The sequence below is a fragment of the Kitasatospora sp. NPDC001175 genome (genome assembly GCF_053598215.1).
Genome location: NZ_JBSFJU010000013.1, coordinates 144575 through 165940, shown reverse-complemented (window position 1 = coordinate 165940; position 21366 = coordinate 144575). Strand labels below are relative to the sequence as shown.

The following is a 21366-nucleotide window of genomic DNA, read 5'->3' as shown; positions in this document are numbered from 1 at the left end:
GCCGCCCTCCTGCGGGGCAGCGCCGCCAGACCGGAGTAGACGATCATGACTTCATCCCCCCCTGCCGCCTCTGAGGGCAGGGACCGTCGGCCACGACGCGACAGCCGTGTCGGCGACAGCATCTTCTTCAACATCTCCCGGGGTTCGGGCATCCTGCTGCTGGTCATCATGGCCGCCATCGCAGGCTTCCTGGCCTACCGTTCGGGCCTGGCCCTCTCCAAGGACGAGGGCAACTTCCTCACCACCTTCGAGTGGAACCCGGACGGCCCCAAGCCGGTCTTCGGCATCGCCGTACTGGCCTTCGGCACCATCGTCAGCGCGCTGATCGCGATGCTGATCGCGGTGCCGGTCGCGATCGGTGTCGCGCTCTTCATCTCGCACTACGCGCCGCGGAAGATCGCCCAGCCGTTCGCCTACCTGGTGGACCTGCTGGCCGCCGTCCCCAGCATCGTCTACGGCCTGTGGGGCGCGCTCTTCCTGGTGCCGCACATCAACGGCCTGACCGCCTGGATGGACCAGTACCTCGGCTGGACGTACGTCTTCAGCCAGACCCAGCACGGTGTGACCCCGCGCAACCTGTTCACCGTCGGCATCCTGCTGGCGATCATGATCCTGCCGATCATCACCGCGGTGACCCGCGAGGTCTTCCGCCAGGTCCCGCGGATGCACGAGGAGGCGGCGCTCGCCCTCGGCGCGACCCGCTGGGAGATGATCCGGACCGCGGTGCTGCCCTTCGGCCGCCCCGGCATCATCTCCGCCTCGATGCTGGGCCTGGGCCGCGCGCTCGGTGAGACCATCGCGGTCGCCACCGTGCTCTCCGCCAGCAACGTCCTGTCACTGCACGTCCTGGACCCGGGCGGCGGCACCTTCGCCCAGAACATCGCCCTGAAGTTCGGCGAGGCCCTGCCCTTCGGCCGGGACGCGCTGATGGCCTCCGGCCTGGTCCTGTTCGTGATCACCCTCCTGGTGAACGGCGCCGCCCGCCTGATCATCGCGCGCCGCAAGGAGTACAGCGCATGAGCACCGTGACGACTACTGCCGCCGCCGAGCCGCTGCTGCGCCGCGGCCTGACCTCCGCGCGGCTGCCCAAGTGGGCCCCGCCCGCCACGGCGGTCCTCTCGGTCGCCCTCGGCTGCGGGATCGGCGCCGGGGCCGGGCTGAAGAGCCACCTGCAGTGGGGGCTGATCTCCGCCACGCTGTTCCTGGTCATCAGCTACGGCCTCGCGGCCAAGGTCGAAGGCCGACGCCAGGCCAAGGACCGCCTCGCCACCTCGGTGATCTGGGTCGCCTTCGTGCTGGCCGTCGTTCCGCTCGCCTCCCTGACGATCTACACGATCCAGCAGGGCGCCGGCGTGGTGAACGGCAACTTCCTCAGCCACTCCATGAAGAACGTCATCTCCGCGGGCCCCGGCGGTGGTATCTACCACGCGCTGATCGGCACCCTGGAGCAGGTCGGCCTGGCCACCGCGATCGCCGCCCCGATCGGCCTGCTGACCGCCGTCTACCTGGTCGAGTACGGCAGGGGCCGGCTGGCCAAGGTGGTCACCTTCTTCGTCGACGTGATGACGGGTGTCCCGTCCATCGTCGCCGGCCTGTTCATCCTCTCGCTCTGGAACATCGTCCTCGGCTTCGCCTACTCCGGCTTCTCCGGCAGCCTCGCGCTGTCGATCCTGATGATGCCGGTGGTGGTCCGCTCCACCGAGGAGATGCTCAAGCTCGTCCCGAACGAGCTGCGCGAGGCCTCGTACGCCCTGGGCGTGCCGAAGTGGAAGACCATCCTGCGGATCGTCATCCCGACCGCGATCGGCGGCATCACCACCGGTGTGATGCTGGCGGTGGCCCGAATCACGGGTGAGACCGCGCCGGTGATGATGCTGGTGTTCGGTGCCGACTTCATCAACAACGACCCGTTCAACGGCCCGCAGCAGTCCCTGCCGCTCTACATCTGGCAGCAGTACGCCTTGGTCAACAACGACTTCGGTTACGCCCGTGCCTGGGGTGCCGCCCTGGTGCTGATCGCCTTCGTGATGGGGCTCAACCTCATCGCCCGGGGCATCGCCCGCTGGCGGTCGCCCAAGGCCGGCCACTGACACCGACTGACGTACGAGACGAGAGAAGAAGAAAGATCATGGCCAAGCGCATCGACGTCAGTGGACTGTCCGCGTACTACGGCGACACCCGGGCCATCGAGGACATCTCGATGACCATCGAGCCCCGCTCGGTGACGGCCTTCATCGGCCCCTCCGGCTGCGGCAAGTCGACCTTCCTGCGCACCCTCAACCGGATGCACGAGGTGATCCCCGGCGCCCGGGTCGAGGGCAAGGTGATGCTGGACGACGAGAACCTGTACGGCTCAGGCGTCGACCCGGTCGCCGTCCGCCGTGCGGTCGGCATGGTGTTCCAGCGGCCGAACCCCTTCCCGACCATGTCGATCTACGACAACGTGGTCGCCGGGCTGAAGCTCGCCGGGGTCAAGAAGAAGTCCGTCCTGGACGGCGTCGTCGAGAAGTCGCTCAAGGGCGCCAACCTGTGGAACGAGGTCAAGGACCGGCTGCACAAGCCCGGTGCCGGCCTCTCCGGCGGTCAGCAGCAGCGCCTGTGCATCGCCCGCGCCATCGCGGTCGAGCCGCAGGTACTGCTGATGGACGAGCCCTGCTCGGCGCTCGACCCGATCTCCACCCTCGCCATCGAGGACCTGATCGGCGAGCTGAAGTCGCAGTTCACCATCGTGATCGTCACCCACAACATGCAGCAGGCGGCCCGCGTCTCGGACCGCACCGCCTTCTTCAACCTGGCCGGCGTCGGCCAGCCCGGCAAGCTCATCGAGCTGGACGACACCAACCGGATCTTCTCCAACCCGTCGGTGCAGGCGACCGAGGACTACATCTCCGGTCGCTTCGGCTGATCCGGCCGATCCGCAGACTGCTCTGCGGCGCTGCATGGCGGTGCCGCCGCGGAGCATGATGAAGGGCCCGCCCCCGAGATGTGGGGGCGGGCCCTGCCATGTCCGGCCGGTGTCGGGTCACACCGTGTCCGGTTACAGGAACAACACGCGGACCAGCTCGTACATCAGCGCGGCGACCAGGCCGGCCGCGGGCATGGTGATGAACCAGCCGAGCACGATGTTCTTGGCCACGCCCCAGCGCACCGCGCGGATCCGCTTGGTGGCGCCCGCGCCCATGATCGCGGCGGTGATCACGTGCGTGGTGGAGATCGGCGCCTTGAAGACGAACGACGTGATGTACATGACCGCCGAGGAGGTGGCCTCGGCGGCGAAGCCCTGCGGCGGGTCCAGCTCGATGATCTTGCGGCCGAGGGTCCGCATGATCCGCCAGCCACCCGCGTAGGTGCCCAGCGAGAGCATGGTGGCGCAGGAGATCTTCACCCAGATCGGGATGTCGCCGCCGTGCTGGTGACCCGAGATGGTGAGCGCCATCACCACGATGCCCATGGTCTTCTGGGCGTCCTGCAGACCGTGGGCCAGGGCCATGGCGGCGGCCGAGGCGGTCTGCGCGACCCGGAAGTTGCGCTTGGCGCGGTGCGGGTTGGCCCGCCTGAAGATCCACAGGATCGCGAGCATCACCAGGAAGCCGCCGATCAGGCCGACGATCGGCGAGACCACCATCGGGACGATGATCTTGTCGATCACGCCGGACCAGATCACCTCGGTCCCGCCGGCCAGCGCGGCGCCGACCAGGCCGCCGAAGAGCGCGTGCGAGGACGAGGACGGCAGGCCGAAGTACCAGGTGACCAGGTTCCAGGCGATCGCGCCGACCAGGCCGGCGAACAGGATGCCCATGCCCTGGCTGCCGGCCGGGGTCTCGATGATCCCGCTGGAGACGGTGTGTGCGACGCCGCTGCCCAGGAAGGCGCCGGCCAGGTTCATCACGGCGGCCATCGCCAGCGCCGCCCGGGGGGTGAGCGCCCGGGTGGACACCGAGGTGGCGATGGCGTTCGCGGAGTCGTGGAAGCCGTTGGTGTACGTGAAGAAGAACGCCACGCCGATGACGGCGATGAGTGCTGCCATGTCCACGCCGGTCAGGACTCCTTGACCGCGATGGTCTCCACGGTGTTGGCCACGTGCTCGAACGCGTCGGCGGCCTCCTCGAGGACATCCACGATCTGCTTCAGCTTGAGCACCTCGATGGCCTCGTACTGACCGCTGAACAGGTGGGCGAGCAGCTTGCGGTGGATCTGGTCCGCCTGGTTCTCCAGCCGGTTGACCTCGATCCAGTACTCGGTCAGGTTCTCCATGCTGCGCAGGTTCGGCATCGCCTCCGCGGTCAGCTCGGCTGCCCGGGCCAGCACCTCGATCTGCTGCTCGATGCCCTTCGGCAGGGTCTGGATGTCATAGAGGACGACCAGGTCGACCGCCTCCTCCATGAAGTCCATGATGTCGTCCAGCGAGGAGGCCAGGGAGTAGATGTCCTCGCGGTCGAAGGGCGTGATGAAGGAGGAGTTCAGCTGGTGGAACACCGCATGGGTGGTGTCGTCGCCGGCGTGCTCGGCGGCGCGCATGCGCTCGACGATCTCCGCGCGGGCCGACACGTCTGAACCCAGCAGTTCCAGCAGGAGCTTCGATCCGACGACCAGGTTCTCCGCGGCTGCGGCGAACATGTCGTAGAAGCTCGTCTCCTTCGGGGTCAGGCTAAAACGCACGGAAATCTCCGATGTGCGGGGTAGGGACTGAACGATGCTAGGCGCAAGCCGTCACAACTGTGCAAACGGGGTGACGACACGCGAATCGGAACTTCCGCTTCCGTAGGGCATCAAGACGGGCGGGCAGGTCTGCACAGCGCCGTGCAGAGGTGAGCCCCCAGTCTGACGGAAGAGCGGCCGGATTGCTCCCGCCGGACAGCCTGGGACCGTGACCGATCGCACGTGATCGGGAACACATTCAAGGGGTGGGCTGTTCGACATTGGTGGGTCACGAAGACACCTAAGGCGGGCCGGGATGACCACGACCACCAACACCGAGGCGCACGGGCCGCACGGCTACAGCTCGCGGAAGTCCGATCATCTGAAGCGGCTGCGCCGGATCGAGGGCCAGGTGCGGGGGCTGCAGCGGATGGTCGACGAGGACACCTACTGCATCGACATCCTGACCCAGGTCTCGGCCAGTACCAAGGCACTGCAGTCCTTCGCACTCGCGCTGCTGGAGGAGCACCTGCGGCACTGCGTCGCCGCCGCAGCCGAGCACGGCGGCGCGGAGCTGGACGCCAAGGTGGCGGAGGCCGGCGCCGCGATCTCCCGACTACTGCGTTCCTGACTCCCCCGGGGCGGGATCTGAGCCTGAGTCGGGCCGGTGTGCCGCGTCATCGGCTCCGGAGATGTCGCAGTTCAGCAGGACCTGGTCGATGTGCTCGGGGGCCAGCCGCTCCTCGGGGCTGGCGGTAGCGGCGATCATCAGTTCACCGGCCAGCTCGATCTCGTCCAGTGCGGTCTGGTCGTGGCCTCCCTTGCGGCCTTCCGAGGACGCCCCCATGCGCACCACCCCTCCGACCGTACGGCAGGAGGCCGGTAGCCTCCGACACCAGCGTAGGGAGGAAGCGGGCCATCCCCCATGGCACGGACGGGCCATCTCTGCCGCCGCAGGAACTATTTCGGGCACGGCCACGGGCCGCTAGCTGGGTGAGGCGGAGGGCTTCATCGAGACGATGTCGGCGGCTCCGGGCTCACTCACGTCCACCGTGGCACCGAAGTCGGAGAGCGAGACCGTGGAGACCACCTTCACCTGGTCCTTCGCCTCCTTGGAACCGGCCACCCCGGCGAACGAGAAGGTCTCGACCACCTTGTGCAGCCGCCCCTGCGCGTCCAGCCAGGCCTCGTAGGGGACTTCCTTCACCGTGAAGGTCTGCGCACCCATCCGCAGCCCGTCACCGCCCCGGCCGCCGGTGGCGGCGGCCGCCTTGGCCAGGTCGAGGGTGCCCTTGTAGTGCTTGAGCACGACGCCGCCGACGGTCTCGGCGCCGGCCAGCTCGGCCTTCTGCGCGCCGCGCAGCGCCCCCGCGGCGCTGGCGGGGTCGGTGGCCCCGCTGCTGACCAGGTTCCCGTCCGCGAGTTGACGGACGTCCAGCTTCACCCACTTGCCCTCGGGGATCTTGGCGCCGCTGTTCTGCAGGTAGACGGTGCCGGGCAGTACCACCTCGACGATCTTGCCGGTGGTGGCGGCGCCCGGCGGAACGTCGATCTCCAGCTTGCCGATCCGGTTCTGGTAGTCGTAGCCGCCGCTGCCGTTGAAGACGACCTTCTTGTCGGGAGACGCGGTGACCAGCTCGGTGACGGCCTTGGCCGAGCCCGTCCGCCCGGTGATGTCGGCGGCGCTGCGCACGGCGGTGAGCGGATCGGCGGAGAGCTGGTCGGCCGAGCTCTCCGCGGCACGGCTGCCGCTGCCGCAGGCGGTGAGGGCGAGGGCGAGCAGGGCCGTCACGGCGCCGGTGCGGGCGGGGCCAGCGATGCGTCGGTGGCTTCCGGTCAGCGTGTTCACTCTTGAGACAACCCCCTCGGGCCCTCGGCCCGGCAAACCGCCTACCCGGGTGGGCAGAACTCTTCACGGTGCAACGAGTGGCTGGATCCGGGGTTACGCGGGGAAGGGCGCGCGGAGTCCGTCGCGCGCCGGGGGTGGCGCGGGTTACGGTGACCAGGTGTCCAGTGAGCTACCGGTTCGTCCCGGCACAGCCCCTTCATCCCTCGCCGCGGATCCGGTCGCCCCGCACCGGGTGACGCTCGACGAACGCGGCTCCTTCTGCTTCGCCGCCTGCAGTTGCGGCTGGTTCGCCCCGGGTCGCCGCTCCCGCGACCGCGCCCGCCGTGACATCGACGAGCACCTGCTGGCCGAAGCGGAATAGGCCCGGGGCGCGCGAGCAGCGGGAGCTTTCGAAGGCACGCGCGAAGGCCTCTCAGTGCGCGTGGCCGCCTCCAGCGCCGCCCGTCAGGGCCGGTTCACGCGGCGAGGTCGGAGTCGCGGCCCTGGTCCTCGGAGCGGGAGCCCCGGCCGCGCCCGCGGCGGCGGCCCTCCGAGCCCCGGCGCCGCCCGCTGCCGCCGCCCTGCCCGCGCCCGGTGGCCCGGTCGCCGCCCTGCCGGGCCGTCAGCAGTGGCGCGATCGCGGTCCGGCTCAACGAGTGGCAGAGCGGGACGAGCACGGCCATGGCGATCGGAGCCAGCAGCAGCACCACCGCGGTGGCCAGCGCGAAGCCGCCGATCACATCGGTCGGATAGTGCACACCCATGAACATCCGGCAGAAGCCTTGGAGCAGTGCGAGACTGCCTGCGATCATCCCGAGTCGCTTGTTGACCAGGAACAGCGCGACGGCGACACCCATCGACATCGCGGAGTGGTCGCTGACGAAGGAGAGGGTGCCAGCCTTGCCCTGCACCAGGACGTCCAGGTCGGGGTGGTCGACGAAGGGCCGTGGCCGGTTTACGATCGCCGAGATCGGGATGTTGGCCACCTCGGTGATGGCCACCGAGAGCGGCACCCAGATCATCCCGGCGATGGCCACCGGTGCGTCCGGGCGGCGGCGGGCCTGCAGCCAGCCGGTCGCGCACAACGCGGCGAGCCCGATCAGGATGCCGTACTCGCCGATCCAGGAGACCAGGCTGTCGAGCCACACCGGCGACGCCTTGGCCAGGCCGTTGATCGCACGCAGCAGACTGAGATCAGGGCCGGTCGTGTCGGCCAGCAGCGCTGACACGCCGCACCTCCCTGGTCGGTGGTTCCGTTCTGATCAAACGTGATCGACGGGCAAAACGTCACTCGTGTGGCCCAGGGTTCCACGGAAACCTGCTGTTATGGAAACTTGACTGACCGTCCACCTCGCTTGCACACGAGTTGTCGACCTGGTGTCAGCTCTTTGCCGCTCCTTGACCGGGGGCGTTGGGCGCGGTGATGGACCCGTCGGTGCCGCGCTGGGGCAGCGCCTGGGCGCCGTCGGAGGTGACCCGGGTGGCGCCGATGTAGCCCTTCTGATCGATGGTGTCGTAGCGGATCACCGCCCCGGTGTGCGGGGCGTCGATCATGTAGCCGCCGCCGACGTAGATGCCGACGTGGTGGATGGACCGCGGGTCGCTCAGGTCGTTGGCGAAGAAGACCAGGTCGCCCGGCCGCAGTTGGTCGCGTGAGGGGTGTTCGCCGGCGTACCACTGGTCGTTGGCCACCCGGGGCAGGGTGATGCCCACGCTGGCGTACGCGGCCTGGGTGAGGCCCGAGCAGTCGAACCGGCCGTCCTGGGAGGGCAGGCCCTCGCCGCCCCAGAGGTAGGGCGTGCCCAGCTTGGTCTGGGCGTAGTAGATCGCGCCCGACGACTGGGCGGAGAGTATGACCGGGAGGGTCGCGGTGGGCGCGGTGAAGCTGCGGGCCAGTGCCTTGATGCTGCGGACGTACCCCTGGGTCTCGGCATAGGGCGGGACGCCATCGGACTTGATGACCGCGTAGGGGCCGGCGTTGTAGGCGGCCAGCAGATTGGACTGCTTGTCGCCCGGCACCTGGGCGACGTCCTTGGCGAGCGCGCAGTCGTAGCTGGCGGCGGAGGCGATCGCGTCGGCCGGGTTCCAGATGTCGGCCTTGCCGTCCCCGTCGCCGTCCGTTCCGTAGACGGCCCAGGTGCCCTCCAGGAACTGCGCCATGCCGTACGCCTTGGCTGGACTTCGGGCTGACGGGTCGAAACCGCTCTCCTGGTACAGCTGGGCCGCCAGCATCGGAGGGGTGATCTCGGGGCAGAGGGTGCCCCATTTCTGGATGAGCGGCTGGTATGCGGCCGGGACGGACCCGCTGGAGAGCGGAAGGTTGTTCGCTGCCCCCTGGGCGGTGCCGCTGGCGGCGAAGGTGCCGAGAGTGACGGTCGTGACGAAGCTGACGGCCACGACGCCCGCGGCCGCGGCCACGACGCCCGCCTTGCCGAGAGCCAGAGCGCCCGCACCCGTGGCTCCGGCTCCTGCCTTCCCGAGTACCATCAGCACCGTCCCGACGAATCGTCAGTTGCACGTGTTCCGGAAGGCGTTGCTCAGCGCAATCATCACTGATACTGAGAGTGAGCGGTATCCTTCGTACGGTGGACATCCTGTCGTACCTGTGCCGCACCGCACGACCAATCCGCGAGAAGTAGCCAAAGCGACATCAGATCTGGCCAAGAATGGGTTCCGGCTCTTCGCGCCGGGGGTGCTGTGGGCCTTGAATTTGCCTGATCGGGCGGTGAGATGGAATGAACCTGAGCAGCGTGCACGGCAGTGAGTTGATCGGTCAGCTAGCGGCGGACCCACCCAAGAAAGCCGATATCAACACCATCATCGGCGGAATCGCCCCGGACTGGGGGCCGTTCGCGAGTCTCGGTTCCGAGGCCCGGGTGATGGTGGAGGTCGTCATGGCGGTGGCTATTCTGGCCTGTCTGGCGATCGCCGTCTGGGGGGCGGCGAAACAGCGGATCGGCGCCACGGCGATGAGGGATTCCTTCAGTGCCGAGCAGGGCAAGGGGCTGATCATCGCCGGGCTGACCGGCGTGTTCATCATTGGTTCCCTGGGAACGCTGTTCACCATTGTTTACGGCATGGCCATCTGACGAGCAGATAGTCATCTAGTCGCCCCTGGCGGAGCGGTCGTGCTGCATCCGCTGGGGTTGACGCGCATCCCCGCCGGGTGTGCACCAGATCCGACCTCGGGGCCTCTGGGCTCCATCGCACCAGGAGGGCCGCAGTGCCGGTGTCCGACGACCAGCCGCACACCCGCACGCGGCTACCGGTCGCCGAACAGTCCGTCTACCAACAGGTGAACGGGCGCCAGCCGCGGCCCCTGCGCACCCTGTTGGCCGTCCTCGGCGTGGTCGTCCTGCTGGTGATCGGAATCTCCATCGCCAACAGCGGCAAGCCCGCACCCGGCAAGTCCGGCTCCTCCGCCGACGGGGCCACGCCCGCCCCCGCCGCCACCCTCCCGAGCGGCCGGGACCCGGTCTCCACCACCAGCAACGGCATTGCCAACGGCTACCCGCACACCGACCAGGGCGCCCAGTCGGCGGCGGCCAACTACGCGGTGGCGCTCGGCTCCGAGCAGATGTTCCGCGCCGACACCAGACGGACCGTCATCACCACCATCACGGACCCGACCGTGGCCGCCGCCCTCCAGGCACGGCTGGACCAGGGGTTCACCCCGGAGATCATCGCCAAGTTCGGGCTCGACGCCCAGGGCAGGGCGCCCAAGGGGCTGACCTTCGTCAGTCGTACCGTCCCGGTCGGGACGAAGACCACCAACTCCGCCGACACCGCGACCAAGGTGGACGTCTGGTGCACCGGGCTGCACGGGCTGGCCGGGGAGGGCTCGACCCGGCCGGTCGCTGCGGACTGGTTCACCCTCAGCCTCACCATGCGCTGGACCGGCAGCGACTGGAAGCTCACCGACTACAGCCGGAAGACCGGCCCGGCCCCCGTCCCCGGCGACCAGCAGGCCGCCACCGCCGAGGAGATCACCACAGCCGTCCAGGACTTCGGAGGCTTCCGCTATGCCCGCTGACCGAGGCTCCTTCGTCCGCAGGGCCGGTGCGCTCGGTGGCGCGCTGGCCGCCGTCCAGCTCTTCGCGCTGCTCACCGCCCAGCGCGTCTTCGCCGATCCGAGCCCGAGTTCCAGTCCGAGTCCGAGCGCGACCTGCAACGTCCAGGTCCCACTGCCGGGCAACGACCAGATCTGCCCGCCCGCCGGTGCCCAGGTCGTCGGCCCGACCGGCCCCGTTGCCAACGTCACCGACCCGCTGGGCTCGCTCGCCAAGGGCTGCGCGCAGGCGGCCGCCTGGGTGGTGCGCAAGCTGTCCGGGGCGATCGACGGCACCACGCAGGTGGACTTCACCAACGCGGCGTTCCTGCAGCAGTACGCAGTGGTCTTCGCCGGCTCGACCGTGATCACGCTGGTGCTCTGGCTGCTGGCGGTCACCAAGCGGGCGGTCCGGGGTGCGCCGCTGACCCAGGCGATCTCGGAGGCGATCGGCTTCCTGTGGCTGACGGTGGTCGCCTCGGCCTTCACCCCGCTGATCCTCTACACCGTGGTGAGTGCCACCGACGGACTGACCACGGCCGTCGCGGCCGGGACCAAGTCCGACACCGGCACCTACCTGGGCGGTTTCGCCGACACCCTGGAGAAGGGCAGTCTGGGCGGCGGCCCGCTGATTTTGATCATCGTCTCGCTGGTGGCCGTGCTGGCGGCGGCCGTGCTCTGGATCGAACTGCTGATCCGCGCCGCGATGCTGTACGTCGGCGCGCTGCTGGGCACCGCCGTGTACGCGGGGCTGGTGGACAAGCAACTCTGGAAGCACGTGCGGCGCTGGGCCGGGATGATGGTCGCGGTCGACCTCGCCAAGCCGATCATCGTGATCATCCTCGGGCTGGCCGGGGCGGTGGCCACCGGCGCCGGGGCCGACGACGACTTCGCCCGGGTGCTCTCGGGGCTGGCCATCCTGTTCCTGTCGATCTTCGCCAGTGCCGCCGTCTACCGCTTCGTGCCGGGCTTCGGCGACGAGATGCTGCAGATGCGCCGGGCCAGGGCCAGCGCGGTCAGCGCCGGCTCGGCGATGATCAACGGCCCGGCCAACCTGGTCAAGCAGGGCATCACCACCCACGGTTCGCGCGGTGGCCCGCAGGCGGCCAACGCCCAGGGCGGTACCTCGACCGGCAGCACGGTCGGCTCGGGCATCGCCGCCCACGCCGGACGTGCCGCGAACCCGGCTCCGGCGACCCCTGCCCAGGCTCCGCCGCCACGGGACCCCAAGCCCTCGTCGTGAAGGCGTCGCATCAGGCAGAGTGATCACCAGCAGCAGTCGAGCGAAGGGAGGGTGACGGGTCGTGAGCAGCGAACCGCTCGGCCAGTACGGCGCCCAGTACGCCCAGCCGTACGTGCACCAGCGCCGCACCTATCTGATCGGCAAGTCCCGGCCCAACGCGCCGATCGGCCGCAACCGGGAGTCCGGAGAGATCATGCTGATCATCTTCGGGGCCTTCCTCGGCATGATCTGGGGTCTGGCGATGCCGGTCCTGCCGTTGCGGATCGCCGGCCTGGTCGCCTTCCCGCTGCTCGCCATCGCCGCCGTGTACGTGCCGTACCGGCGCCGCACCTTCTACAAGTGGGTCGAGATCAACCGCAGTTACCGGCGCATCGTGCGCAGCGGCCGGGCGGTGTGGCGCTCGGACGCGGTGGACGCCGGTACCCGTCTGGACGGCCGTGAGGTGGAGGTCGGCCCGCCGCCGGGGGTCGGCCGGCTGCGCTGGCTGAGCGCGCCGTTCGGCCCGGACGAGGTGGCGGTGCTGATGCACCTGGAGCGGCGTACGGTCACCGCCGCGATCGAGATCGAGGGGCCGGGTGTCGGCCTGCGCGACTCGGAGGACCAGGAGGCGCTGGTCGACCGGTTCGGCACGCTGCTCAAGCACGTGGCCAACGGCGACGGCTTCGTGACCAGGCTGCAGATGCTGGCCCGTACCCTGCCCGCCGACCCGGACGCGCACGCCAAGGACGTGGAGCGGCGCGGCAACGCGGATGCGTCGGGCTGGCTCAAGGACTCGTACGACCAGCTGCAGTCGATGGTCTCCACCTCCTCCGAGCAGCACCGGGCGTACCTGGTGGCCTGCATGCACTACAACCGGGACCTGGCGGCCGAGGCGCACGCGATGGGCCGGACGGCCGGTGGGCGGCGGTCCAGGGACGACGACGGCCTGGCGGCCGTGATGGCCCGTGAACTGACCGACATCTGCGCCCGGCTGGCGGAGGCGGATATCCGGGTGCGGCAGCCGCTGGGCCAGGCGCGGCTCTCCTCGCTGCTGCACTCGATGTACGACCCGGACCACCCGATCGACCACATCCAGGCGATGTCCCAGCGGAACGCCTGGCCGGCCGAGCTGGACGCCACCCACCCGCAGTTCCTGCAGGCCAAGACGCGCGAGTCGGCGACCCGGGCGCCGTGGTGCCACTCCACCGCCTGGATCAAGGAGTGGCCGCTGACCCCGGTCGGGGTCAACTTCCTGGCGCCGCTGCTGGTGCACACCCCGGACGTGATCCGTACGGTGGCCGTCACCATGGACCTGGAACCGACCGACGTGGCGATCGAGCGGATGCTGACCGAGAAGACCAACGACGAGGCGGAGTCCAGCCGCGCCGCCAAGATGAACCGGACGGTCGACCCGCGCGACCTGGCCCACTCGGGCCGGGTGGACCAGCGCGGTGACGACCTGGCCTCGGGCGCGGCCGGGGTCAACCTGGTCGGGTACATCACGGTGTCCGCACGCAACCCGGAGGCGCTGGCCCGTGACAAGCGGACCATCCGGGCCTCGGCGGGCAAGTCCTACCTGAAGCTGGAGTGGTGCGACCGCGAGCACCACCGGGCCTTCGTCAACACCCTCCCGTTCGCCACGGGCATCCGCCGCTGATTCTCCCTGGAGGCCCGCGTCATGTCGCTCGGCAACCTCACCGACGCCTTCACCAGCCTGATGTTCGGCCGGGTGGAGACCACCCGGCTGCCGGTCCGCACCTCGACCGGGCAGGCGCAGGCGGTCTACCTGCCCACCGCCGCACCGGGGTTGGGTGATTCGGGCGTGATCATCGGTCGCGAGGTGTACAGCGGGAAGGGCTACGTCTACGACCCGTTCCAGCTGTACGGGCAGCAGCTGCCCGCCCCGCACTGGCTGGTGCTCGGCGAGTCCGGCAACGGCAAGTCGGCGCTGGAGAAGACGTACGTGCTGCGCCAACTGCGCTTCCGGGACCGGCAGGTGGTGGTGCTGGACGCGCAGGGCGAGGACGGCGTCGGCGAGTGGAACCTGATCGCCGAGGCGCTGGGGATAAAGTCCATCCGGCTCGACCCGATGGCCGCCAGGGACGGCGGGGTGAAGCTCAACCCGCTGGATCCGGCGATCACCACCACCGGCCAGCTGTCGCTGCTGCGCACCATCATCGAGGTGGCGATGGGGCGCGGTCTGGAGGAGCGGGCCGGCTTCGCGCTGAAGGCCGCGCACGCCCATGTGCACGCGACGGTGACCGACCGCCAGCCGGTACTGGACGACATCATCACCACGCTGCGCAATCCCGACCTCACCTCGGTGGAGTCGCTCGGGGTGGGCGTCCAGGAGGTGCAGTCCTGGGGACTGGACGTGGCGCTGGTGCTGGACCGGCTGGTCGACGGTGACCTGCGCGGCATGTTCGACGGGCCGACCACGGCCGGCATCGACCTGGACGCGCCGCTGATCGTCTTCGACCTGTCGCACATCGACCGCAACTCGATCGCGATGCCGATCCTGATGGCGATCGTCGGGGTCTGGCTGGAGCACACCTGGCTGCGGCCGGACCGGGTGAAGCGCATCTTCCTGGTCGAGGAGGCCTGGCACATCATCAACAGTCCGTTCGTGGCCCAGCTGTTCCAGCGCCTGCTGAAGTTCGGACGGCGGCTCGGCCTGTCGTTCGTCGCGGTGGTGCACCACCTCTCGGACGTGGTGGACGGAGCGGCGGCCAAGGAGGCGTCGGCGATCCTGAAGATGGCCTCCACCCGGACGATCTACATGCAGAAGGCGGAGGAGGCGCGGTCCACCGGGCGGGTGCTCGGTCTGCCGCGTTGGGCGGTCGAGATCATCCCGACACTGTCGCCCGGTATCGCGGTGTGGGACGTCAACGGCAACGTCCAGGTGGTGAAGCACATCATCACCGAGACGGAGCGGCCGCTGGTGTACACGGACCGCGCGATGACCGAGGACGCGGTGGCGGAGCGGAACCGGGCGGAGCAGCAACTGGCCGCCGAGCCGCGGATGTAGCCGATAGCCGGTCGGTTTTCCCCCGGGTCAAGAATCGGCAATGCATTCGTTACGTCAGATGTCCTGACAGCTACGCGCGTTGAACCTAGGCTTCAGTGGCCAACACGCCGCTCACAGGGGGATACGCATGTCCACAGCCAGACACCGGATGCGGGCGGCGGTCGTTGCCGCCGGACTGATCGGGGCCGTGCTGGTGCCGGGGGTCGCCGAGGCTCACGGCCACCACGGGACCGAGGACCTCCAACTCCTCGCCATCAACGACTTCCACGGCAACCTGGAGCCCCCGGCGGGATCCTCCGGCACCATCAAGGAGGTCGACCCGAAGACCGGTGAGGTCGTCTCGACCCCGGCGGGCGGTGTGGAGTACCTGGCCACCGAGCTGCGCCAGGCCCGCAAGGGGCACCCCAACTCGGTCACCGTCGCCGCCGGAGACATCGTCGGCGCCAGCCCGCTGCTCTCCAGCCTGTTCCACGACGAGCCGACCATCGAGGCGATGAACAAGCTCGGCCTGGACGTGACCAGCGTCGGCAACCACGAGTTCGACCACGGCGCGGCCGAGCTGCTGCGCAAGCAGAACGGCGGCTGTGCGGCGGACGGCTGCAAGGGCGGGCACAAGTTCAAGGGCGCCGAGTTCCAGTACCTGGCCGCCAACGTCACCAACGAGAAGACCGGCCGGACCCTGCTGCCCCCGTACTGGGTGAAGAACGTGCACGGGGTCAAGGTCGGCTTCATCGGGGTCACGCTGGAGGGCACGCCCAACATCGTCACGGCGGCGGGCGTCAAGGGCCTGAAGTTCGCGGGCGAGGTCACCACGATCAACAAGTACGCCGCGGAGCTCAAGCGCAAGGGCGTCAACTCGATCGTCGCGCTGATCCACGAGGGCGGGTACCCGGCCTCCAGCACGTACAACTACGACTGCGGCCCGGCCGGCCAGGGAATCTCGGGCCCGATCGTGGACATCGCGAAGAAGCTCGACCCGGCGGTCGGCGCGATCGTCACCGGGCACACCCACAACTCCTACGCCTGCTCGATCCCGGACCCCAACGGTGTCCCGCGCTCGGTGACCAGCGCCGCCTCCTTCGGTCGGCTGTACACCGAGATCGACCTGAAGCTGGACCGGCGGACCGGCACCATCGTCCGGCCCTCGGTCACCGCGGCCAACCACGTGGTGCGGCGGGACGTGCCCAAGGCGCCCGACATGACCAGGCTGATCGACCAGTACAACAAGCTGGCCGCGCCGATCGCCAACCGCCCGGTCGGCTACATCGGCGCGGACGTCAACGGCCGTGGCTCCACCGCGTTCGAGAAGCCGCTCGGCGACGTGATCGCCGACGCCCAGCTGGAGGGGATGGCGCCCAAGGACAAGGGCGGTGCGCAGATCGCCTTCATGAACCCCGGCGGCATCCGCTCCGACCTGGTCTACAAGGCCGCCGGCAGCGAGGGTGACGGCGTGGTGACGTACGGCGAGGCGTTCACCGTCCAGCCGTTCACCAACATGATGCAGGTCAAGACGCTGACCGGGGCCCAGGTCATCCAGCTGCTCCAGCAGCAGGTGAGCGGCCTGAACGCCGAGGCGCCGAAGATCCTCCAGTCCTCGGCCGGCCTGGCCTACACCCTCGACCTCACCAAGACCGGCGCCGACCGGATCGTGGTCCCCTCGATCAAGCTGAACGGCGCGCCGATCGACCCGGCCGCCTCGTACCGGGTCGCGGCCAACGAGTTCCTGGCCGGTGGCGGCGACGGCTTCCCGGCCTTCGCGGCCGGCACCGACAAGCTGGTCGGCGCCTCCGACCTGGACGTCCTTACCGCCTACCTCGGCGCGCACAGCAAGGCGGGCAGCCCGCTGGCCGTGCCCGCGCAGGACCGGATCAAGGTCATCGGCACCGGTGAGGACAAGGACTGACCCTCGCCTGCACGTTGCGGGGCGGGGCGCCTTCGGGCGCCCCGCCCCTCGGCGTCCGGGGATCCGTCCTAACCGGTCCTACTGCGGCAGGTCGGACTGGCCGGGCAGGCGGATGGTGGCCAGCGCCCCGGGGCCGCCGTCCCGGGCGGGGCCGAGGGCGACCTCGCCGCCGGTGTCCTGGATCGTCTGGGCGACGATCGACAGCCCGAGGCCGGAGCCGGGGAGCTGGCGGGAGGACGGGGAGCGCCAGAACCGGTCGAAGACGTAAGGGAGTTCGTCCGGCGGGATGCCAGGGCCGTGGTCGCGGACGGTCAACGCGCCCTGGTGGAGGGCGACTTCGATGGTGCCGCCGGGCGGCGAGTACTTGACCGCGTTGTCCAGGAGGTTGATCACGGCACGGTCCAGGGCCGGGCCGTCGCCCCGTACGTACCACGGGTCCAGCTCGACCGCGAAGGTCAGGCTGGGGCCGCGCAGCCTGGCCCGTTCCACGGCGCGGGCGGCGATGTCGTGCAGCGCCAGCACGGTCAGGTTCTGGCCGGGCTTGGGGGAGTCCGGGCGGGACAGCTGCAGCAGGTCGCCGATCAGCACGGTGAGTTCCTGCATCTGGGCCTTCATGTTGCCCAGCAGCTTGGTGCGGGTGGCGGGCGGCAACGGGCGGCCGGTCTCGTCGCTGCGGATCATCAGGTCGACGTTGGTGCGCAGCGAGGTGAGCGGGGTGCGCAGTTCGTGGCCGGCGTCGGCGATCAGCCGGGTCTGGCGCTCGCGGGAGTTCAGCAGCGCGGTGGACATCGAGTTGAAGGACGTGGCCAGCCGGGCGATCTCGTCGTTGCCCTGGACCGGGATGGTGGTGCCGACCTCCTCGGTACGGGCGATGTGCTCCACCACGTCGGTGAGTTGGTCGACCGGCTTGAGCGCCTGCCGGGCCACCAGGGTGCCGGTCACCCCGGCACCGACCACGCCGAGGCCGGCGACGCCGATCAGGAGCAGGCCGAGGCCGCGCAGTGCGTTCTCCTGGTTGGCCGTCTCGTTGGCCACCAGCATCACGAACGGCTTGGCCGTCCCGTCTTCCATCGGCAGCGTCACCGGTGACTGGCGGACCAGGGCGGGGCGTCCGTTCTCGTAGCTGCCTTCCCGAAAGGTGTAGGAGAGGCCGGAGTCGAGGCGGCTGAGATCGGAGGGGTCAACATTGATGATCTTGGTTGAGCCGGTCGGGAAGCAGACCATGCCGTCGGCAGCGACGAGTTGGACGTCCCACTTGTTCGGGAATGGATGGGCCGGCCGAATGCTGTCCAGCTGTTTGGAGAGGCTGAGAGCTTGGTAGGCGGTCGATCCGCAGCTGAGCAAACCCTTCGGGGAAGCCGGCTTCTCCTGCGGGAGGACCGGCCTGGGGGGAGCCTCCTGCAGGGTCTGCTTCACCTGCTTGTACAGCTGGTCCTTGACCAGGAACCAGCACGCCAGGGCGGACAGCGCGATCGCCACCGCCACCGCGGCGGCGGTGAGCATGGCCAGCCGGCTCCGCAGGGAGCGGGAGCGGAACCAGCCGGTCAGCCGGTGGAACAGTCTCACGCCGCGGCGCCCGCTGCGGTGCGCAGGGCGTAGCCGACGCCGCGGACGGTCTGGATCAGGCGGGGCATGCCGCCCTGTTCGGTCTTGCGGCGCAGGTACATGACGTAGACGTCCAGCGAGTTGGAGGAGGGCTCGAAGTCGAAGCCCCAGACCGCCTTGAGGATCTGCTCGCGGGTGAGAACCTGGCGGGGGTGCGAGAGGAACATCTCCAGCAGCATGAACTCGGTGCGGGTGAGCTCGATGGACTTGCCCTCGCGGCTGACCTCGCGGGTGGCGGTGTTCATCCGCAGGCCGCCGAAGGCGAGTACGTCGCTGTCGCTGTCCTCGGCGGCCGCGCGGGCGGCGGCCTCGTTGGCGATGGCGCTGCGGCGGAGCAGGGCCCGGACCCGAGCGAGCAGTTCGTCCAGTTCGAACGGCTTGGCGAGGTAGTCGTCGGCGCCGACGTCCAGGCCGGTGACCCGGTCGCCGACGGCGTCGCGGGCGGTGAGCATCAGGACGGGCACGGCGTCGCCGCGGCCCCGCATCCGGCGGACGGCGGTGAGGCCGTCCATCCGGGGCATCATGATGTCCAGCAGGACGAGGTCGGGCCGCTCGCGCTCGACGGCGTTCAGCGCCTCGTAGCCGTCGGTGGCGGTGGTGACGTCGTAGCCCTCGAAGGCGAGGCTGCTCTCCAGGGCGTCCCGCAGGGCGGGCTCGTCGTCGACCACGAGGATGCGGGCGGTGGAGCCCGCGGCCTCGGCGAAGGTGCGGTCGTCGGCGGGGGGAGTCATGGGCCGGTGGCCTTTCTGCGTCCGGGTGTCCTGAGCAATTGTGCGTCGACCGGGCCGCGAACACGGCGGGTTGCGACAGCTTCGGTTGACGGTCAGAGGGTCTGGCCGGCCTGGAGCTTGGGCAGCAGCCGCTTGATGTCGTTGATCGGGATCGCGAAGCCGAGGCCGACGCTGCCCGCGTGGTCGCTGCCCGTGTCACCGGAGTTGCTGTCCGAGTACATGGCCGAGTTGACGCCGATCACCTGGCCGCCGGCGTTGATCAGCGGACCGCCGGAGTTGCCGGGGTTGAGCGCGGCGTCGGTCTGCAGGGCCTTGTAGTTGGCGGTGTCCCCGCCGGGGGCGGAGCCGGTGCGCTGGCCGGGGAGGAACGGGGCGCCGAAGCCGCCGTTGTCGCGGGTGGAGCCCTCGTCGACCTGGACGGTGACCGGGCGGTCCTTGGCGCTGATGATGCCGGAGGTGACCGTGCCGGTCAGGCCCTCGGGGTTGCCGATGGCGACCACCGGGTCGCCGATCTGCATGCTGTCGGAGTCGCCGAGGGTGGCGGGGGCGAGGCCGCTGACACCGGAGGCGTTGATCACCGCGACGTCCGTGGACTTGTCGGTGCCCTTCACGGTGGCGCTCGCGGTGCTGCCGTTGTGGAAGGTGACGGTGATCTGGCCGTCGTCGCCGACCGCGCCGGAGATGACGTGGTAGTTGGTGAGGATCTGCCCGTCGGAGGTGAGGACCACGCCGGAGCCGGTCGCGGTGCCGGTGCTGGACTTCACGGTGATCTGGACGACGCTCGGGGAGAGGGCGGCGGCGATCGCGGCCACGTTGCCGGTGGAGCTGGAGGAGACCGGGCTGACCACGGTGGAGGCGGCGGGGCCGGCGGCGGTGGCCCGGTGGCCGACCAGTGCGCCTCCGGCCGCTCCGCCGAGCACGGCGGCGATCGCGGCCACGGCGGTGACCAGGGCGAGCCTGCCCTTGAGCAGGCCGCGCACGGCGTGGCGGGCCGGGGCCTGCGGTGCCTCGACGGCGGGGAGCGGGGCGGTCGGGAACCCGGCCTCCGGGGCCGGGGACTCCTCGGGGGCGGGCCAGTGGCCGTAGCGGTATGAGGCGTTGCTGTCCGACCCGGTGAGGTACGGACCGGTGGCCGCCTGCTCTTCGTTGGTGCGGTGCTGATCGCTCATGGATCCAACGTCGGCCCGCTGGATGAAGATCTGATGAGAACCGACTTTGAACCTGCCGAGAAGCCTGTTGGCTTCTCATAAAGCCAGGTCAGCGTACGGATCAACCGGTGTGCCGGATCAGCTCCCGGAAGCCCCGTCGCAGCCGCAGGAACGCCGTACCACCAGGCGCGACGGGAACTTGCGCACCCGCTCGGTGTCGGAACCCGGGACCATCAGCGAGTCGTCCAGCACCAGGTCGACCGCGGCCCGGGCCATGGCGTCCCGGTCGGAGGCCACCGTGGTCAGCGGCGGGTCGACGAACGCCGCCTCGGGCACGTCGTCGTAGCCGGCCACCGCCAGGTCCTCCGGCACCCGCAGGCCGACCTCGCGCGCGGCCCGCAGGACACCGATCGCCTGGTCGTCGGTGGAGCAGAAGATGGCCGGCGGGCGGTCGGGGGAGCGCAGCAGCTCCACCGCGACCTGGTAGGCGCCGTAGCGGTTGAACGGGGCGTCCAGCAGGTGGGGCTCGGTGGGCAGGTCGTGGGCGTCCATGGCCCGCTGCCAGCCCTCGACGTGGTCGATGACCGGGTCGCCCGGCGCGGGCGCCTCCACCGGGCCGCCGAAGCAGACCACGTACGGGTGCCCGTGGTGCTCCAGCAGGTGGCGGACGGCCAGCTCGGCGCCGGCCACGTCATCGCTGACCACGGCGACGTCGTCGATCGCCTCGGGGCGGCGGTGCAGCAGCACCACCTTGGCGCCCTCCATGGCGGCGAACTCCTCCGCCGCGCGCTGCGAGGGGCCCTGGCTGACCAGGATCAGACCGGAGACCCGCATGCCGAGGAAGGCGCGGACGTAGTGCACCTCGCGGTCGTCCGCGTAGTCGGAGTTGCCGATCAGCACGAGCTTGCCGCGCTCGGAGGCGGCGCGTTCCACGGCGTGTGCCATCTCGGCGAAGAACGGCTGGCGGGCGTCGGGGACGACCATGCCGATCAGGTTGGTGCGGCGGGAGGCCATCGCCTGGGCGACGCTGTTCGGCCGGTAGCCGAGCTGGTCGATCGCCGCGAGCACCTTCTCCCTGGTCGCGGGCGCGACCGGGCGCGGCCCGTTGTTGATGACGTAGCTGACGACCGCCGTCGAGGTCCCAGCCAGTCGGGCTACATCGTCGCGCGTCACCTTGGCCACGCAGGGAGTCTACGCGGGTCGCACGACAGCGCT

The 21366-nt window shown here is 69.9% G+C and carries 21 protein-coding genes; 11 read left to right on the top strand and 10 right to left on the bottom strand.

All coding sequences use genetic code 11. The features are described 5' to 3' along the window. Positions 1–45 precede the first annotated feature (45 nt). From pstC to pstB, 3 genes are read left to right on the top strand one after another with little or no spacing between them, the layout of a single operon-like run. Complete coding sequence (gene pstC, locus ACWDAK_RS13060) at positions 46–1020, top strand: phosphate ABC transporter permease subunit PstC (protein WP_344637732.1); 975 nt, start codon at positions 46–48, stop codon at positions 1018–1020. Beyond that, positions 1017–2090 carry a phosphate ABC transporter permease PstA gene (gene pstA, locus ACWDAK_RS13055; RefSeq protein WP_344637733.1) on the top strand — a complete coding sequence of 358 codons (1074 nt, stop codon included), beginning with the start codon at positions 1017–1019 and terminating at the stop codon, positions 2088–2090. Before pstC ends, pstA begins: the two co-directional genes overlap by 4 nt. A 38-nt stretch (positions 2091–2128) precedes the next feature. After that, positions 2129–2905, top strand: coding sequence for a phosphate ABC transporter ATP-binding protein PstB (gene pstB, locus ACWDAK_RS13050; RefSeq protein ID WP_344637734.1), 777 nt, complete (start codon positions 2129–2131; stop codon positions 2903–2905). A gap of 132 nt (positions 2906–3037) precedes the next feature. Here the strand turns inward: pstB and ACWDAK_RS13045 are convergent, their stop codons facing one another. Further along, positions 3038–4033, bottom strand: coding sequence for an inorganic phosphate transporter (locus ACWDAK_RS13045; protein WP_344637735.1), 996 nt, complete (start codon positions 4031–4033; stop codon positions 3038–3040). Between the two features lie 5 nt (positions 4034–4038). After that, positions 4039–4659 (bottom strand): DUF47 domain-containing protein, encoded by a 621-nt coding sequence (locus ACWDAK_RS13040; RefSeq protein ID WP_344637736.1) that lies wholly within the window; start codon positions 4657–4659, stop codon positions 4039–4041. 295 nt (positions 4660–4954) lie between these two features. Here ACWDAK_RS13040 and ACWDAK_RS13035 point away from each other — a divergent pair, with 295 nt between their 5' ends. Then, positions 4955–5269, top strand: coding sequence for a metal-sensitive transcriptional regulator (locus ACWDAK_RS13035; RefSeq protein WP_427393274.1), 315 nt, complete (start codon positions 4955–4957; stop codon positions 5267–5269). Here the strand turns inward: ACWDAK_RS13035 and ACWDAK_RS13030 are convergent. After that, positions 5255–5485, bottom strand: a complete 231-nt coding sequence (locus ACWDAK_RS13030; protein WP_344637738.1) for a hypothetical protein — start codon at positions 5483–5485, stop codon at positions 5255–5257. The genes ACWDAK_RS13035 and ACWDAK_RS13030 overlap by 15 nt on opposite strands. Positions 5486–5623: 138 nt before the next feature. Continuing rightward, positions 5624–6487, bottom strand: a complete 864-nt coding sequence (locus ACWDAK_RS13025) for a hypothetical protein (protein WP_344637739.1) — start codon at positions 6485–6487, stop codon at positions 5624–5626. Between the two features lie 157 nt (positions 6488–6644). Here ACWDAK_RS13025 and ACWDAK_RS13020 point away from each other — a divergent pair, with 157 nt between their 5' ends. Continuing rightward, positions 6645–6848: a hypothetical protein gene (locus ACWDAK_RS13020; protein ID WP_344637740.1), complete on the top strand. Its 204-nt coding sequence runs from the start codon at positions 6645–6647 to the stop codon at positions 6846–6848. Positions 6849–6942: 94 nt separating this feature from the next. Here the strand turns inward: ACWDAK_RS13020 and ACWDAK_RS13015 are convergent, their stop codons facing one another. Then, positions 6943–7695: a phosphatase PAP2 family protein gene (locus ACWDAK_RS13015; protein WP_344637741.1), complete on the bottom strand. Its 753-nt coding sequence runs from the start codon at positions 7693–7695 to the stop codon at positions 6943–6945. A gap of 151 nt (positions 7696–7846) precedes the next feature. After that, positions 7847–8953: a C40 family peptidase gene (locus ACWDAK_RS13010; RefSeq protein WP_344637742.1), complete on the bottom strand. Its 1107-nt coding sequence runs from the start codon at positions 8951–8953 to the stop codon at positions 7847–7849. A 248-nt stretch (positions 8954–9201) separates the two neighbouring features. Between ACWDAK_RS13010 and ACWDAK_RS13005 the strand changes: the two genes are divergently transcribed. The 6 genes from ACWDAK_RS13005 to ACWDAK_RS12980 all read left to right on the top strand — a co-directional run bounded on the left by ACWDAK_RS13005 (position 9202) and on the right by ACWDAK_RS12980 (position 16667). Next, positions 9202–9555 (top strand): hypothetical protein, encoded by a 354-nt coding sequence (locus tag ACWDAK_RS13005; RefSeq protein WP_344637743.1) that lies wholly within the window; start codon positions 9202–9204, stop codon positions 9553–9555. Positions 9556–9689: 134 nt separating this feature from the next. After that, on the top strand, positions 9690–10499 hold the full coding sequence (locus tag ACWDAK_RS13000; RefSeq protein WP_427393275.1) for a hypothetical protein: 810 nt from the start codon (positions 9690–9692) through the stop codon (positions 10497–10499). Beyond that, positions 10489–11757 (top strand): hypothetical protein, encoded by a 1269-nt coding sequence (locus ACWDAK_RS12995; protein WP_427393276.1) that lies wholly within the window; start codon positions 10489–10491, stop codon positions 11755–11757. The genes ACWDAK_RS13000 and ACWDAK_RS12995 overlap by 11 nt, the downstream gene beginning before the upstream one ends. A 61-nt stretch (positions 11758–11818) precedes the next feature. Continuing rightward, positions 11819–13393, top strand: coding sequence for an SCO6880 family protein (locus tag ACWDAK_RS12990; RefSeq protein WP_427393277.1), 1575 nt, complete (start codon positions 11819–11821; stop codon positions 13391–13393). A gap of 21 nt (positions 13394–13414) precedes the next feature. Then, the gene (locus ACWDAK_RS12985; protein ID WP_344637747.1) at positions 13415–14764 is read left to right on the top strand and encodes an ATP-binding protein; all 1350 of its coding nucleotides are present in this window, start codon (positions 13415–13417) and stop codon (positions 14762–14764) included. Positions 14765–14912: 148 nt separating this feature from the next. Then, on the top strand, positions 14913–16667 hold the full coding sequence (locus tag ACWDAK_RS12980; protein ID WP_427393317.1) for a bifunctional metallophosphatase/5'-nucleotidase: 1755 nt from the start codon (positions 14913–14915) through the stop codon (positions 16665–16667). Positions 16668–16745: 78 nt separating this feature from the next. Here the strand turns inward: ACWDAK_RS12980 and ACWDAK_RS12975 are convergent, their stop codons facing one another. The 4 genes from ACWDAK_RS12975 to ACWDAK_RS12960 form a co-directional block, all read right to left on the bottom strand. After that, positions 16746–18233, bottom strand: a complete 1488-nt coding sequence (locus ACWDAK_RS12975; RefSeq protein ID WP_427393278.1) for a HAMP domain-containing sensor histidine kinase — start codon at positions 18231–18233, stop codon at positions 16746–16748. Next, positions 18230–19003: a response regulator transcription factor gene (locus ACWDAK_RS12970; protein ID WP_344637750.1), complete on the bottom strand. Its 774-nt coding sequence runs from the start codon at positions 19001–19003 to the stop codon at positions 18230–18232. The genes ACWDAK_RS12975 and ACWDAK_RS12970 overlap by 4 nt, the downstream gene beginning before the upstream one ends. A gap of 92 nt (positions 19004–19095) precedes the next feature. Continuing rightward, positions 19096–20172 (bottom strand): S1C family serine protease, encoded by a 1077-nt coding sequence (locus ACWDAK_RS12965; protein ID WP_427393279.1) that lies wholly within the window; start codon positions 20170–20172, stop codon positions 19096–19098. Positions 20173–20289: 117 nt separating this feature from the next. Next, complete coding sequence (locus tag ACWDAK_RS12960) at positions 20290–21333, bottom strand: LacI family DNA-binding transcriptional regulator (RefSeq protein ID WP_344637752.1); 1044 nt, start codon at positions 21331–21333, stop codon at positions 20290–20292. Positions 21334–21366 lie beyond the last annotated feature (33 nt).

Bases quoted from the DNA above. Each gene is read 5' to 3' on its own strand.
- ACWDAK_RS12985 (WP_344637747.1), top strand. From the start codon at position 13,415: ATGTCGCTCGGCAACCTCACCGACGCCTTCACCAGCCTGATGTTCGGC.
- ACWDAK_RS13035 (WP_427393274.1), top strand. From the start codon at position 4,955: ATGACCACGACCACCAACACCGAGGCGCACGGGCCGCACGGCTACAGC.
- pstC (WP_344637732.1), top strand. From the start codon at position 46: ATGACTTCATCCCCCCCTGCCGCCTCTGAGGGCAGGGACCGTCGGCCA.
- ACWDAK_RS13030 (WP_344637738.1), bottom strand. From the start codon at position 5,485: ATGGGGGCGTCCTCGGAAGGCCGCAAGGGAGGCCACGACCAGACCGCA.
- pstB (WP_344637734.1), top strand. From the start codon at position 2,129: ATGGCCAAGCGCATCGACGTCAGTGGACTGTCCGCGTACTACGGCGAC.
- ACWDAK_RS12970 (WP_344637750.1), bottom strand. From the start codon at position 19,003: ATGACTCCCCCCGCCGACGACCGCACCTTCGCCGAGGCCGCGGGCTCC.
- ACWDAK_RS12965 (WP_427393279.1), bottom strand. From the start codon at position 20,172: ATGAGCGATCAGCACCGCACCAACGAAGAGCAGGCGGCCACCGGTCCG.
- pstA (WP_344637733.1), top strand. From the start codon at position 1,017: ATGAGCACCGTGACGACTACTGCCGCCGCCGAGCCGCTGCTGCGCCGC.
- ACWDAK_RS13005 (WP_344637743.1), top strand. From the start codon at position 9,202: ATGAACCTGAGCAGCGTGCACGGCAGTGAGTTGATCGGTCAGCTAGCG.
- ACWDAK_RS12980 (WP_427393317.1), top strand. From the start codon at position 14,913: ATGCGGGCGGCGGTCGTTGCCGCCGGACTGATCGGGGCCGTGCTGGTG.
- ACWDAK_RS12995 (WP_427393276.1), top strand. From the start codon at position 10,489: ATGCCCGCTGACCGAGGCTCCTTCGTCCGCAGGGCCGGTGCGCTCGGT.
- ACWDAK_RS13010 (WP_344637742.1), bottom strand. From the start codon at position 8,953: ATGGTACTCGGGAAGGCAGGAGCCGGAGCCACGGGTGCGGGCGCTCTG.